General features: G+C 60.7%; 26 protein-coding genes. All 26 read right to left on the bottom strand.

Features of this window, described 5'->3' with window-relative positions; genetic code table 11:
• Nucleotides 1-49: 49 nt before the first annotated feature.
• Nucleotides 50-448, bottom strand: a complete 399-nt coding sequence (gene rpsK, locus SMD27_RS23620; protein ID WP_320510915.1) for a 30S ribosomal protein S11 — start codon at nucleotides 446-448, stop codon at nucleotides 50-52.
• Between the two features lie 39 nt (nucleotides 449-487).
• Nucleotides 488-856 carry a 30S ribosomal protein S13 gene (rpsM, locus tag SMD27_RS23615; RefSeq protein ID WP_320510914.1) on the bottom strand — a complete coding sequence of 123 codons (369 nt, stop codon included), beginning with the start codon at nucleotides 854-856 and terminating at the stop codon, nucleotides 488-490.
• Nucleotides 857-1,007: 151 nt separating this feature from the next.
• The gene (locus tag SMD27_RS23610; RefSeq protein WP_320510913.1) at nucleotides 1,008-1,664 is read right to left on the bottom strand and encodes an adenylate kinase; all 657 of its coding nucleotides are present in this window, start codon (nucleotides 1,662-1,664) and stop codon (nucleotides 1,008-1,010) included.
• A complete protein-coding gene (gene secY / locus SMD27_RS23605) occupies nucleotides 1,661-3,028 on the bottom strand; it encodes a preprotein translocase subunit SecY (protein ID WP_320510912.1) in 1,368 nt (455 codons plus the stop codon). The genes SMD27_RS23610 and secY overlap by 4 nt, the downstream gene beginning before the upstream one ends.
• Nucleotides 3,029-3,058: 30 nt before the next feature.
• A complete protein-coding gene (rplO, locus tag SMD27_RS23600) occupies nucleotides 3,059-3,550 on the bottom strand; it encodes a 50S ribosomal protein L15 (RefSeq protein ID WP_320510911.1) in 492 nt (163 codons plus the stop codon).
• Nucleotides 3,551-3,606: 56 nt separating this feature from the next.
• Complete coding sequence (gene rpmD, locus SMD27_RS23595; RefSeq protein WP_379990179.1) at nucleotides 3,607-3,792, bottom strand: 50S ribosomal protein L30; 186 nt, start codon at nucleotides 3,790-3,792, stop codon at nucleotides 3,607-3,609.
• A gap of 9 nt (nucleotides 3,793-3,801) precedes the next feature.
• Nucleotides 3,802-4,374: a 30S ribosomal protein S5 gene (gene rpsE, locus SMD27_RS23590; RefSeq protein ID WP_320510910.1), complete on the bottom strand. Its 573-nt coding sequence runs from the start codon at nucleotides 4,372-4,374 to the stop codon at nucleotides 3,802-3,804.
• Between the two features lie 14 nt (nucleotides 4,375-4,388).
• Nucleotides 4,389-4,751 carry a 50S ribosomal protein L18 gene (gene rplR, locus SMD27_RS23585; protein ID WP_320510909.1) on the bottom strand — a complete coding sequence of 121 codons (363 nt, stop codon included), beginning with the start codon at nucleotides 4,749-4,751 and terminating at the stop codon, nucleotides 4,389-4,391.
• Nucleotides 4,752-4,760: 9 nt separating this feature from the next.
• A complete protein-coding gene (gene rplF, locus SMD27_RS23580; RefSeq protein ID WP_320510908.1) occupies nucleotides 4,761-5,294 on the bottom strand; it encodes a 50S ribosomal protein L6 in 534 nt (177 codons plus the stop codon).
• Nucleotides 5,295-5,306: 12 nt separating this feature from the next.
• The gene (gene rpsH, locus SMD27_RS23575; RefSeq protein WP_320510907.1) at nucleotides 5,307-5,702 is read right to left on the bottom strand and encodes a 30S ribosomal protein S8; all 396 of its coding nucleotides are present in this window, start codon (nucleotides 5,700-5,702) and stop codon (nucleotides 5,307-5,309) included.
• 15 nt (nucleotides 5,703-5,717) lie between these two features.
• Nucleotides 5,718-6,023, bottom strand: a complete 306-nt coding sequence (rpsN, locus tag SMD27_RS23570) for a 30S ribosomal protein S14 (RefSeq protein ID WP_320510906.1) — start codon at nucleotides 6,021-6,023, stop codon at nucleotides 5,718-5,720.
• A 22-nt stretch (nucleotides 6,024-6,045) separates the two neighbouring features.
• Nucleotides 6,046-6,588, bottom strand: coding sequence for a 50S ribosomal protein L5 (gene rplE / locus SMD27_RS23565; RefSeq protein ID WP_320510905.1), 543 nt, complete (start codon nucleotides 6,586-6,588; stop codon nucleotides 6,046-6,048).
• An 11-nt stretch (nucleotides 6,589-6,599) separates the two neighbouring features.
• On the bottom strand, nucleotides 6,600-6,917 hold the full coding sequence (gene rplX, locus SMD27_RS23560) for a 50S ribosomal protein L24 (RefSeq protein ID WP_320510904.1): 318 nt from the start codon (nucleotides 6,915-6,917) through the stop codon (nucleotides 6,600-6,602).
• 36 nt (nucleotides 6,918-6,953) lie between these two features.
• Nucleotides 6,954-7,322 carry a 50S ribosomal protein L14 gene (gene rplN / locus SMD27_RS23555; protein WP_320510903.1) on the bottom strand — a complete coding sequence of 123 codons (369 nt, stop codon included), beginning with the start codon at nucleotides 7,320-7,322 and terminating at the stop codon, nucleotides 6,954-6,956.
• A gap of 18 nt (nucleotides 7,323-7,340) precedes the next feature.
• Nucleotides 7,341-7,592, bottom strand: a complete 252-nt coding sequence (rpsQ, locus tag SMD27_RS23550; protein WP_320510902.1) for a 30S ribosomal protein S17 — start codon at nucleotides 7,590-7,592, stop codon at nucleotides 7,341-7,343.
• Nucleotides 7,593-7,624: 32 nt separating this feature from the next.
• Nucleotides 7,625-7,825 carry a 50S ribosomal protein L29 gene (gene rpmC / locus SMD27_RS23545; RefSeq protein WP_320510950.1) on the bottom strand — a complete coding sequence of 67 codons (201 nt, stop codon included), beginning with the start codon at nucleotides 7,823-7,825 and terminating at the stop codon, nucleotides 7,625-7,627.
• Between the two features lie 17 nt (nucleotides 7,826-7,842).
• The gene (rplP, locus tag SMD27_RS23540) at nucleotides 7,843-8,259 is read right to left on the bottom strand and encodes a 50S ribosomal protein L16 (protein WP_320510901.1); all 417 of its coding nucleotides are present in this window, start codon (nucleotides 8,257-8,259) and stop codon (nucleotides 7,843-7,845) included.
• 32 nt (nucleotides 8,260-8,291) lie between these two features.
• Entirely contained in the window at nucleotides 8,292-8,969 is a 678-nt protein-coding gene (gene rpsC, locus SMD27_RS23535; protein ID WP_320510900.1) for a 30S ribosomal protein S3, read from the bottom strand.
• A complete protein-coding gene (rplV, locus tag SMD27_RS23530; RefSeq protein ID WP_320510899.1) occupies nucleotides 8,969-9,349 on the bottom strand; it encodes a 50S ribosomal protein L22 in 381 nt (126 codons plus the stop codon). Before rplV ends, rpsC begins: the two co-directional genes overlap by 1 nt.
• 4 nt (nucleotides 9,350-9,353) lie before the next feature.
• On the bottom strand, nucleotides 9,354-9,632 hold the full coding sequence (gene rpsS, locus SMD27_RS23525; protein WP_320510898.1) for a 30S ribosomal protein S19: 279 nt from the start codon (nucleotides 9,630-9,632) through the stop codon (nucleotides 9,354-9,356).
• Between the two features lie 14 nt (nucleotides 9,633-9,646).
• Nucleotides 9,647-10,468: a 50S ribosomal protein L2 gene (gene rplB / locus SMD27_RS23520; RefSeq protein WP_320510897.1), complete on the bottom strand. Its 822-nt coding sequence runs from the start codon at nucleotides 10,466-10,468 to the stop codon at nucleotides 9,647-9,649.
• A gap of 3 nt (nucleotides 10,469-10,471) precedes the next feature.
• Nucleotides 10,472-10,786 carry a 50S ribosomal protein L23 gene (locus SMD27_RS23515; RefSeq protein WP_320510949.1) on the bottom strand — a complete coding sequence of 105 codons (315 nt, stop codon included), beginning with the start codon at nucleotides 10,784-10,786 and terminating at the stop codon, nucleotides 10,472-10,474.
• Nucleotides 10,787-10,800: 14 nt separating this feature from the next.
• Nucleotides 10,801-11,430, bottom strand: coding sequence for a 50S ribosomal protein L4 (gene rplD, locus SMD27_RS23510; protein WP_320510896.1), 630 nt, complete (start codon nucleotides 11,428-11,430; stop codon nucleotides 10,801-10,803).
• A 15-nt stretch (nucleotides 11,431-11,445) separates the two neighbouring features.
• Nucleotides 11,446-12,138, bottom strand: a complete 693-nt coding sequence (gene rplC, locus SMD27_RS23505; protein ID WP_320510895.1) for a 50S ribosomal protein L3 — start codon at nucleotides 12,136-12,138, stop codon at nucleotides 11,446-11,448.
• Between the two features lie 11 nt (nucleotides 12,139-12,149).
• Nucleotides 12,150-12,464, bottom strand: coding sequence for a 30S ribosomal protein S10 (gene rpsJ / locus SMD27_RS23500; RefSeq protein WP_320510948.1), 315 nt, complete (start codon nucleotides 12,462-12,464; stop codon nucleotides 12,150-12,152).
• A gap of 72 nt (nucleotides 12,465-12,536) precedes the next feature.
• A partial coding sequence (locus SMD27_RS23495) for an EF-Tu C-terminal domain-related protein (protein WP_320510947.1) occupies nucleotides 12,537-12,613 on the bottom strand: 77 nt, incomplete at its 5' end.

Genomic DNA, 12,613 nt, shown 5'->3' with positions numbered 1-12,613 from the left:
TGGCCGCTATAGAGGGCCGGCCCCACTCAGGGGGCCGGCTGAAACAATCTTAGACGCGGCGCCGCTTGGGCGGCCGGCAACCATTATGCGGGATCGGCGTCACGTCACGGATCGACGTGATGGTGAACCCCGCGGCCTGCAGCGCACGCAGCGCCGATTCACGGCCGGCACCCGGGCCCTTCACTTCCACTTCCAGCATCTTCACGCCGTGCTCGGCCGCCTTCTTGGCTGCGTTGTCGGCGGCAACCTGGGCAGCATACGGCGTCGACTTGCGCGAGCCCTTAAAGCCCTGGGCACCGGACGAAGACCAAGCCACGGTGTTGCCCTGATCATCCGTGATGGTGATCATGGTGTTGTTGAAGCTGGCATTCACATGCGCGATGCCGGAGGTGATGTTCTTGCGCTCGCGACGACGAACGCGCTGGGCATTAGCTGGAGCCTTGGCCATTATCTTTCCGTTCCTTAACCGGCCGGTCGGCGACCGGAATTACTTCTTCTTGCCGGCGATCGCCTTCGCCGGGCCCTTACGCGTGCGGGCATTGGTGTGGGTGCGCTGACCGCGGACCGGCAGGCCCTTACGGTGACGCAGGCCGCGATAGCAGCCAAGATCCATCAAACGTTTGATGTTCATGGCAACTTCACGACGAAGATCGCCTTCCACGCGATAATCCTGGTCGATCACTTCGCGGATGCGGACGACATCGGCGTCCGAGAGCTGGTTGACGCGACGTTCGGCCGGAATACCGACCTTGCCGCAAATCTCCTTAGCCTTCACCGGGCCAATGCCGTGAATGTAGGTCAAAGCGATGATTACTCGCTTTTGCGTCGGAATGTTGACGCCAGCAATACGCGCCACTGTCAGTCTCCTCATTTACACGGATCTGGGCGTGCCCGAAGGCCCGGTCACCCAAGGTGGTCGAGAGGCGCGCATTATATGCAGATTCGCGCCCCCGTCAATCGCCAATCCCGCCTCAAAAGACACGAAATTTACGAAAGAACCCAATGGGTTACTTACGGACCTTCGCCAGCACGGCGTCGATTGCCGTGGTTACGTCATCCAAATCGGCCATGCCATCCACCTGCTGGAGCAGCCCTTTCGCCCGGTAATAGGGGAGAATCGGGGCGGTTTGCTCGCGATAGGCAACCAGCCTGGCTTTCACCGTTTCAGCATTGTCATCCTTGCGGCGGATGAACTCTGTTCCACCGCAAACATCACAGACGCCATCCTTTTTCGGGCGTTGAAATTTGTCATGGTAGCCGGCACCACATTTGGCGCAGGCGAACCGCCCGGAAACTCGTTCGATCAGGGCGCCCTCGTCCACGGCGAGTTCAATCACCGCGTCGATATGGCCACCCTTCTTGCTCAGCATATCGTCAAGCGCGATCGCCTGACCTTCCGTCCGGGGAAAACCGTCCAGTACGAAGCCGTTACGGCAATCCGGCGCGTCGATACGCTTCGAAATCATGTCGATAATGATGTTGTCCGGCATCAACTGTCCGGCCTCCATCACCTTCTTGGCCTGCTGGCCCAACTCGCTGCCCGACGCCACCTCGGCGCGCAACATGTCACCGGTCGACAACTGCACCAGCTTATGTTTTTCGAACAGACGTTTGGCCTGTGTCCCCTTGCCCGCCCCTGGCGGACCCAGCAGTATCAGCTTCACCCCCGGCGTCCTTTCAGTTTGGCCTTTTTAATAAGCCCTTCATACTGATGCGCCAACAGGTGCGAATGTATCTGCGCGACCGTATCCATGGTCACCGAGACGACGATCAGCAAGCTCGTACCGCCGAAATAGAACGGAATGGCATATTGCGAGATCAGAATCTCCGGCAGGACGCAGACAAAGCAGAGATAAGCTGCGCCGAGCACCGTTAACCGCGTTAGAACATAGTCCAGATAATCAGACGTATTCTTGCCCGGCCGGATACCCGGCACGAAGCCGCCATACTTCTTCAGATTGTCCGCGGTCTCCTCGGGATTGAAGACAATCGCGGTATAGAAGAAGGAAAAGAAGACAATCAGCGCCACGTAAAGCGCGATGTAAGCTGGCTTGCCGTGGCCGACATAGAGCTGGATGTCCTGCATGACCGTGTCGAACCAGCCGCCGGCGCCCGCAGCTGCAGGATTACCGGAAAAACCGGCAACGGTCAGCGGCAGGAGCAGCAGTGACGAGGCAAAGATCGGCGGAATCACGCCGGAGCTGTTCAGTTTCAACGGCAGATGCGAGTTCTCGCCACCATACATCTTATTGCCGACCTGGCGCTTCGGATACTGGATGACCACCCGGCGCTGGGCCCGCTCGAAGAAAACGATGAAGGTGATGACAGCAATCGCCAGGACCAGCACCGCGAGCACGAAAATCGGGCTGATCGACCCGGTGCGCAGCTGCTCGAACAACTGGCCGACCGCGGTCGGCAGGCGCGCAACAATACCGGCGAAAATGATCAGCGAGATGCCGTTGCCGATACCGCGCGAGGTGATCTGCTCGCCAATCCACATCAGGAACATGGTACCGCAGACCAGGCTGCTGATCGTCGCGACATAGAAGAAGATATCGGGATTGTTCACGACACCGCCACTCGGGCCGGACATCGCGGCAAGGCCACGCGCTATGGCAAAGGCCTGGATGACCCCGAGGGCAACCGTACCGTAGCGGGTATATTGATTGATCTTCTTGCGGCCGCTCTCGCCCTCCTTCTTCAGCGCTTCCAATTGCGGCGAAACCGATGTCAGAAGCTGGATGATAATGGAGGCCGAGATATACGGCATGATGCCGAGGGCGAAGATCGTCATGCGGCTGATGGCGCCGCCGGCGAACATATCGACCATGCCGAGCACCCCGCCGGAATGCTGGGCGAAGAAGGCTGCAAATGCCTGCGCGTCGATGCCCGGCAGGGGGATATAGGCCCCGATGCGGGCAACGACGAGCGCACCTAAAGTGAACCAGATACGATTCTTGAGCTCGGTCGCTTTGGCGAAAGCGCCGAAATTGATATTCGCCGCAAGCTGTTCAGCCGCCGAGGCCATGACCGTTCTGTTCCCTTCGGTTACGCAATATTAAGCCTTGGCGGCCTTCTCGGCAGGCACCTTGGGCGCCTTGACGACCACCGAACCGCCCGCCTTCTCGACCGCTTCGATAGCGGCCTTGGAAGCACCGGCAACTTCAATGGTTAACTTGCTCTTAAGATTGCCTTTGTTCAAGAGGCGGATGCCGTCGAGCACGCGGTTGATAATACCGGCTTCCTTCAGCACCTGCGCCGTCACCGTCTTGCCGGCATCCAAGCGCTTGTCCTCGATCGCCTGCTGCAGGGTGCCGACATTCACCACCACGAAATCCTGGCGGAAAATGTTGTTGAAGCCCTTCTTCGGCAGGCGGCGGAACAGCGGCATCTGGCCGCCTTCGAAACCGTTGATCGCCACGCCGGAACGAGCCGTCTGGCCCTTGCCGCCTCGCCCGCCGGTCTTGCCCTTGCCGGAGCCGATACCGCGGCCGACGCGAATGCGGCTCTTGCGGGCGCCCTGATTGTCAGAGAGCTGGTTGAGTTTCATGATCTCATTTCCCTATTCGATGGGCGGCTTCGGTCTCCCGCGCCGCCCAACCCTGATTACTTCGCCGCTTCGACGCGGACCAGGTGCTGTACCGCTCGCAACATGCCGCGGATCGACGGCGTATCCTCGACCTCGCGGCTGCGGTTCATCTTGTTGAGGCCGAGGCCGATCAACGTCGCTTCCTGCTCCTTCGGACGCCCGATCGGGCTACCGACCTGGGTGATCTTCAGCTTTGCCATCATTCACCTGCCTTATTCGCGGATCTCGGCTTCGGCACCCTTACGGCTACCGAAAACCTCGCCCACTTTCTTGCCACGGCGCGCCGCCACCGAACGGGGCGAGCTGCACTGCGACAGGGCGTCCATCGCCGCCTTGATCATGTTGTGCGGGTTCGAGGTCCCGACCGACTTGGCGACGACGTCATGAACGCCGAGCGCTTCGAAGATCGCGCGGACCGGACCGCCGGCGATAATACCGGTACCGGCATCCGCTGCCCGCATCACCACGCGACCGGCGCCATAGTGGCCGTTCACGTCATGATGCAGCGTCCGACCCTCGCGGAGCGGAACGCGGATCATCGACCGCTTCGCATGTTCCGTCGCCTTGCGGATCGCTTCGGGAACTTCGCGCGCCTTGCCGGTACCATGACCGACGCGGCCTTTGCCGTCGCCGACAACGACGATCGCGGCGAAGCCAAAGCGCTTACCGCCCTTAACAACCTTCGCGACGCGATTGATGCCGACGAGCTTTTCGATCAGCTCGACTTCCTGAGCGCGTTCCCGCTGCTCCCGATCGCGACGTTCCGATTTTGCTGCACGTGCCATTTCGCAATCCTTGCTTAGAACGACAGACCGCCTTCGCGGGCCGCATCAGCCAGCGCCTTGACGCGGCCGTGATAGATGTAACCGCCGCGATCGAACACCACTTCTTTGATGCCCTTTTCGGCGGCGCGAGCTGCGATCAGCTTACCAACTTCCTTGGCAGCATCGACCGTCGCACCGGTCTTGAGTTTCGCCTTCAGATCCTTATCGATCGTCGATGCGGCAGCCAGGGTCTCCCCCTTCGTGTCGTCGATGATCTGCGCATAGATGTGCAGGCTGGAACGATAGACGGACAGCCGGAGCCGACCGTCAGACTTCTTCCGGATCGCCGTGCGCACACGCGCCTGGCGCCGAGTAAAGAGTTCTTTCGCTTTCGACATGGCCGATCCTTACTTCTTCTTGCCTTCTTTACGCAGGATGGTCTCGGTATCGTATTTGATACCCTTGCCCTTATAGGGCTCGGGACGCTTATAGCCGCGAATCTCCGCCGCCACCTGACCAACGCGCTGCCGGTCGAAACCGGTGATGGAGATCGAGGTCGGCTTGTCACACTTGATCGTGATGCCTTCCGGGATCGGGTACAGCACGTCATGACTGAAACCGAGCTGGAGCTGCAGGTTCTTGCCCTGCACGGAAGCGCGGTAGCCGACGCCGTTGATTTCCAGGTTCTTGGTGTAGCCGGTGCTGACACCCGTCACCAGGTTGCGCAGATTGGCGCGGGTCGTACCCCACATCATTCGCGCATCCTTGCTCTGGGTCAGCGGCTTCACCGAAACCTTGCCGTCTTCGACGGTGACCGACACATGGCTGCTCACCGGCAGCTTCATGGTGCCGAGCTTGCCTTTCACAGTCGCAACGCCACCGGCCACCTCAACGGTGACGCCCTGCGGAATGGCAACCGGGTTCTTACCAACGCGAGACATCTGTCAGTCTCCTTAGAACACGCGGCACAGCACTTCGCCGCCGACATTCGCGGTGCGAGCTTCGCTGTCCGACATGACGCCGCGCGGCGTCGAGAGGATGGAGATGCCGAGGCCGTTATAGAAGCGCGGCAGATCGGCGATCTTCGAATAGACGCGACGACCCGGGGTCGAAACGCGCTTGATCTCGCGGATTACCGGCTCGCCTTCGTGATACTTCAACTCGATCACGAGTTCACCGCCCGGCTTCTCATTCTCGGCGCTGTAGTTACGGATGTAACCTTCGCGCTTCAGAACTTCGAGCACGTTGGCGCGCAGCCGGGAGGCCGGCGAGCGCACCGACTGCATCCGGGCCTTCTGGCCGTTCCGGATGCGGGTCAGCATATCGCCGAGGGGATCATTCATTGCCATGATCTCATATCCTCCTTACCAGCTCGACTTGACCACGCCCGGGATCTGCCCGGTCGAGGCCAGTTCACGCAGCGCGATACGCGACAGCTTGAACTTGCGATAGACGGCGCGCGGACGGCCGCTCAATTCGCAACGGTTGCGGATCCGCACTTTCGAGGAATTGCGCGGCAATTCCGCCAGCTTCAGGCGGGCGGCGAAACGTTCTTCCATCGGCAATGCCTCGTTATCGGCAATCGCCTTCAAGCGGGCACGCCGGGCGGCATACTGCTTCACCATGCGCTCGCGCTTCTTGTTGTTCTGAATGGCACTTGTCTTAGCCATGTTATCTCCTCCAGCCCGCGGCTCAATTCGTGAAGGGCATCTGAAAGCCCTTCAGCAGCGCCTTGGCTTCAGCATCGGTCTTGGCCGAGGTCACGATGACGATGTCCATGCCACGAACCTTGTCGACCTTGTCGTAATCGATTTCCGGGAACACCAACTGTTCCTTCAGGCCCAGGCAGTAATTGCCACGGCCATCAAAGCTGTTGCCCTTGACGCCGCGGAAGTCGCGGACGCGCGGCAGCGCAATGGTGATCAGGCGATCGAGAAATTCGTACATCCGGTCGCGACGCAACGTGACCTTGCAGCCGATATTCATACCTTCGCGCAGCTTGAAGGTCGCAATCGACTTGCGGGCCTTCGTCACCACCGGCTTCTGGCCGGCGATCGCGGTCAGTTCTTCAACGGCCTGGTTGATCTTCTTGGAATCAGCAGTCGCTTCGCCGACACCCATGTTGATCACGATCTTCTCGATCCGCGGCACCTGCAGGTCATTCTTGTACTGGAATTCCTGCATCAACGCCGGGCGCACGACCTTGGCGTAGTGTTCTTGCATACGGGTTGCCATGACGCGCTCCCTCACTCAATGCTTTCGCCGGAGCGGCGAGCAATACGGACCTTCTTGTCGCCCTCCATCTTGAAACCGACGCGGGTCGGCTTCTGCGTCTTCGGGTCGATATGGGCCACGTTGGAAACGTGAATCGGCGCTTCCTTTTCGATGATGCCGCCCTCGACGCCCATCGCCTGGCGCTGATGCCGCTTCACGACATTCACGCCCTGCACGAGCACGCGGTTCTCTTCGCGCAGCACCTTCAGGATTTCACCCGTCTTACCCTTGTCGCGACCGGTGATCACAACCACCTTGTCGCCCTTCTTAACTTTCAGCTTCGTTGCCATCTCAGCACCTGAACCTTTCGCTCTCTACCCCGATGCTTAAAGCACTTCGGGAGCCAGCGAGATGATCTTCATGAACTTCTTGGCACGGAGCTCGCGGGTCACCGGGCCGAAGATACGGGTGCCGATCGGCTCGCCCTGCTTGTTGATCAGGACGGCCGCATTCCGGTCGAAGCGGATCGCGCTGCCATCGGCGCGGCGGATTTCCTTCGCCGTGCGCACGATGACGGCTTGATGCACGTCGCCCTTTTTCACTTTGCCGCGCGGGATCGCCTCTTTGATCGAGACGACGATAACGTCGCCAACGGTCGCAAAACGGCGCTTCGAACCGCCCAGCACCTTGATGCACTGCACCCTGCGTGCGCCGGAATTATCGGCCACATCCAGGTTCGTCTGCATCTGGATCATGGTTGGATTCCTTCTTTCTTAATTCGCGCCGGCAGCAGCGGACTCATCCACCACTTCCCAACGCTTGGACTTCGAAATAGGCCGGCATTCGCGGATGAACACCACGTCACCGATCTTGTGCGCATTACCCTCGTCATGCGCCGCATAACGCTTCGAGCGGCGGATGAACTTCTTATAGACCGGGTGCATGACGCGACGCTCGACCGACACAATGACGGTCTTGTCGTTCTTGTCGCTCACCACGGTGCCTTGCAAAACTCGCCTTGGCATACCTTCTCTCCTAATCCCTCGCCCCGGGGCCATCAGCCCTGAGCGGAAGCCTTCTGGTTCAGGAAGGTCTGAACCCGGGCGATATCGCGGCGGACTGTCCGCACCCGCGCCGTGTTCTCCAACTGACCGTTCGCCTGCTGGAATCGCAGGTTGAACGCTTCCTTCTTCAGGCTGACGAGATCAGCCTTGAGCTGATCCGGCGTCTTGGTGCGCAAATCTTCTGCTTTCATAATCCGGTTCCTTCTACCGCTTACTCGTCGCCGAGGCGGGAGATGATGCGGGTCTTCACCGGCAGCTTTGCGGCCGCCAGTGTAAAGGCTTCCTGCGCGAGCTCCTTGGACACGCCATCCAGCTCAAACAGGATGCGGCCGGGATGAACGCGGCAAACCCAGTATTCCGGCGAGCCCTTGCCGGAGCCCATGCGGACTTCGGCCGGCTTGCGGCTGACCGGAACGTCCGGGAAAACGCGGATCCACACCTTGCCGACACGCTTCATGTGGCGGGTGATCGCACGACGCGCCGCTTCGATCTGGCGTGCCGTGATCCGTTCCGGCTCGACGGCCTTCAGGCCGAAGGCGCCGAAGGCGAGCGTGGTGCCGCCCTTGGCGTTGCCGTGAATGCGGCCCTTGTGAGCCTTGCGATATTTCGTTCGCTTCGGAGAGAGCATCTTATGTCTTCCTTATTCCTGGTCAGACGGGCTTAGCGCGCCGTCTGATGCTCCGTCGCCCGCTTATCCATGGCCATCGGGTCATGCGCCATGATCTCACCCTTGAAGACCCAAACCTTGACACCGCAGGTGCCATAGGTGGTCTTCGCCGTGCCTTCGCCGTAATCGATCTCGGCACGCAGGGTATGCAGCGGCACACGACCTTCGCGGTACCATTCCATACGGGCGATTTCAGCGCCGCCAAGACGGCCGGAGCAGTTGATCCGGATGCCAAGGGCACCCAAGCGCATCGCCGACTGCACCGCGCGCTTCATGGCGCGGCGGAAGGCAACGCGGCGTTCCAGCTGCTGAGCGATATTGTCGGCGATCAGCTTGGCATCGATTTCCGGCTTGCGGATTTCGATGATGTTCAGGCTGACTTCGGAACCGGTCATCTTGCTGAGATCGCTGCGCAGCTTCTCGATGTCGGCACCCTTCTTACCGATCACGACGCCGGGACGGGCGGTGTGAATGGTGATGCGGGCCTTTTTCGCCGGGCGCTCGATGATGACGCGCGCGACACCGGCCTGAGCCAGACGCTCCGTCAGATACTTCTTCAGGCGCAGATCTTCGTGCAGCAGATCGGCGTAATCCTTGCCCGCGAACCACCGCGAGTCCCAGGTCCGATTGATGCCGACGCGCAGGCCGATCGGGTTGACTTTCTGTCCCATTACGCCTTCTCCTCGCGCTCACGCACGATCACAGTCAGATTGCTCCAGGTCTTCACCACCCGCACGCCGCGGCCACGCGCACGTGCATGGAAGCGCTTCAGCTTGAAGCTGCGGCCGACATGAGCCTCGGCGACATACAGACGATCGACATCGAGCGAATGATTGTTCTCGGCATTGGCGATCGCCGCCTGCAGAACCTTCTTCACGTCGTTGGCGACACGGCGCTTCGAGAAGGTCAGCGCGGCAACTGCCGGCTGAGCTCCAAGGCCGCGGATCATCTGCGCCACCAGGTTAACTTTGCGCGGGCTGGCCTGAATAACGGAGGCAGCTGCCTTCGCTTCATTGTCCTTCTGCGCGCGCGGCGTCTTTGCCTTGCTCATCGTCTTAGGCCCTCTTCGCCTTCTTGTCGGCGGCATGGCCGGGGAAGTTCCGGGTCGGCGAGAATTCGCCGAACTTGTGGCCGATCATGTTCTCGGTGACGAGAACCGGCAGGAACTTCTGGCCGTTATAGACGCCGAACGTCAGACCCACGAATTGCGGCAGAATTGTCGAGCGCCGCGACCAGGTCTTGATCACTTCGTTACGGCCCGAAGCGCGAGTAGCTTCCGACTTCTTCAGCAGATAGCCGTCGACAAACGGACCTTTCCAAACAGAGCGAGCCACTTTCGTCGCCCTCCTTACTTGCTAGCCTGACGGCGGCGAATAATCTGGCCGTCCGTCTTCTTGTTATGACGAGTCTTCTTACCCTTGGTGGGCTTGCCCCAGGGGGTAACCCAGGCGCGACCACCGTTGGTACGACCGCCATGCGGGTGGTCGACCGGGTTCATGGCGATACCACGGACGGTCGGGCGGCGGCCCAGCCAGCGCGCGCGGCCGGCCTTGCCGATCACGGTGTTCTGGTTGTCCGGATTGCTGACCGCACCGATGGTGGCCATGCATTCCGTCTTCACCATGCGAACTTCGCCGGAAGACAGGCGCAGCAGGGCATTGCCCTGGTCGCGGCCGACCAGCTGAACGAAGGCGCCGGCGGCACGGGCCATCTGGCCGCCCTTGCCGGCCTTCAGCTCGACATTGTGGACGATGGTGCCGACCGGAATGTTCTTCAGCGGCATGGCATTGCCCGGCTTCACGTCGACGCGCTCGCCCGAGACGACCACGTCGCCGGCCTTCAGGCGCTGCGGCGCCAGGATATAAGCCAGCTCGCCGTCCTGATATTTGATCAGGGCGATGAACGCCGTACGGTTCGGATCGTATTCCAACCGCTCGACGGTCGCCGGCATGTCGAACTTGCCGCGCTTGAAATCGACCAGACGGTAGCGCTGCTTGTGACCGCCGCCCTTCCGGAACGAAACCAGACGGCCGTAATTGTTGCGGCCACCGCTCTTGCTCTTGCCTTCGGTCAGCGCCTTGACGGGCTTGCCCTTGTGCAGTTCCGAACGATCCACGGTCACCAGATGGCGAACGCCTGCAGATGTCGGCTTATAGGTTTTCAACGCCATCGCTTAGACTCCCGTCGTGACGTCGATGGTGTTGCCTTCGGCCAACGTCACCACCGCCTTCTTATAATCGGCGCGCTTGCCCTTGTTGCCGCGGAAGACCTTGGTCTTGCCTTCGACGCGCAGGGTGTTGACGGCCGTCACCTTGACCTTGAAGACACCTTCGACCGCAGCCTTGATCTCCGGCTTGCTGGCATCCAGCGGCACCCGGAAGGTCACTTGGTTATGCTGCGAGCCCAGCGTGCTCTTTTCGGTCACGACCGGACGGCGAATAAGCTCGAACATGGCGCTCTCGCTCAGCTTCACCACCGGCTTTCCCATCGGACGTGCGCGGCTCATTTCAAACGCTCCACCAGAGACTCCACCGCGCCCTTGGTCAGAACCAAGGTATCGCGACGGAGGATGTCGTACACATTGGCGCCCTGCTGCGGCAGCACATCGACGCCCGGAATATTGCGGGCGGCCAGTGCGAACTTTTCGTTCACCTCAGCGCCGTCGATGACAAGGACCGACTTCCAGCCGAGCTTGTCGAGCTTGGCCGACAGATCCTTGGTCCTGCCGGTGGCGTCCGCCCCCGACCAGATCACCAGCTTGCCTTCAGCCTGCTTGGCCGACAGCGCCGTCTTCAGGGCCAGCTTGCGGACCTTCTTCGGCAAGTCATGCGCATGGCTGCGCGGAACCGGACCGAAAATGGTCGCACCGCCACGGAACTGCGGCGAACGCAGCGAACCCTGGCGAGCATTACCCGTGCCCTTTTGGTTGTACGGCTTCTTCGTCGTGCCTTGCACGTCGCCAATTTCCTTGGTCTTGTGCGTACCGGCACGGCGCTTCGCCAGCTGCCAGTTCACGGCACGCGCCAAGATGTCCTTGCGGACTTCGCGACCGAAGATATCGGCATAAACGGCATCGTCGATTTCGACCTCGCCGGCAGCCTTGTTATCGATATCGGTAATCTTGAGTTTCATGACCGATCGTCCTTCTTACGCCGCCGCTTCCGACTTGCCCTTGAGGGCTGCCGGATAAGGCGCATCCTTCGGCCGCGCGCGCTTCACAGCATCGCGCACCAGCACGAAGGAACCTTCGTGACCGGGCACCGAACCCTGCACCATGATCAGACCCTGGGCTTCGTCGGTGGCGACGATCTTCAGGTTCTGGGTCGTGACGCGTTCGTCACCCAGATGACCCGCCATCTTCTTGCCCGGGAACGTACGACCCGGATCCTGGCGGTTACCGGTCGAACCATGGCTACGATGCGACACGGAGACACCGTGCGACGCACGCAGACCACCGAAATTCCAACGCTTCATCGCACCGGCAAAGCCCTTGCCGACGGTGTTGGCGGTCACATCGACGAACTGCCCCGGCAGGAAATGCGTCACCGACAATTCGGCGCCGACATCCAGCAGGGCGTCCTTGGCGACGCGGAACTCGACCAATTTCTTCTTCGGCTCGACCTTCGCCTGGGCGAAACGGCCGCGCTCAGCTTTCGAGACGTTCTTCACCTTCGCCTTACCGACACCGAGCTGCACGGCATTGTAGCCATGCTTCTCTTCGGTGCGCACTTCGACGACCTGGCAGTTATCGACCTTCAGCACCGTCACCGGCACATGGGCGCCGTCGTCGGCGAAGATGCGGCTCATACCCAGCTTCTGGGCGATCAGACCCGTACGCATCGTCCCGCTCCTCAATTCTTCAACTTGATCTCGACGTCGACACCGGCGGCGAGATCAAGCTTCATCAGCGCGTCCACGGTCTGCGGCGTCGGATCGACGATGTCCAGCAGACGCTTATGGGTACGAATTTCGAACTGCTCGCGGCTCTTCTTGTCGATGTGCGGCGAACGGTTCACCGTGAACTTTTCCAAACGCGTCGGCAGGGGGATCGGGCCGCGCACCTGCGCACCAGTCCGCTTCGCCGTGCTCACGATCTCGCCCGTCGACTGATCAAGCACGCGATGATCAAACGCCTTCAGGCGGATACGGATATTTTGACTATCCATCTTATTGTCCTTCAGTTTGCCGGCACCGGGCGCCGAATGCCCCGGCGCCAGCAAGCCATATACCTTTGTTCTTTACTCGATGATGGCGGCGACGACGCCGGCGCCGACCGTGCGGCCGCCTTCGCGGATCGCGAAGCGCAGGCCTTCAT

This window comes from Dongia soli (assembly GCF_034044715.1).
Taxonomy (GTDB): Bacteria; Pseudomonadota; Alphaproteobacteria; order Dongiales; family Dongiaceae; genus Dongia_B; species Dongia_B soli.
Note: the sequence above shows the minus strand (reverse complement) of the source record. Positions and strands in the feature narration are given on the sequence as shown.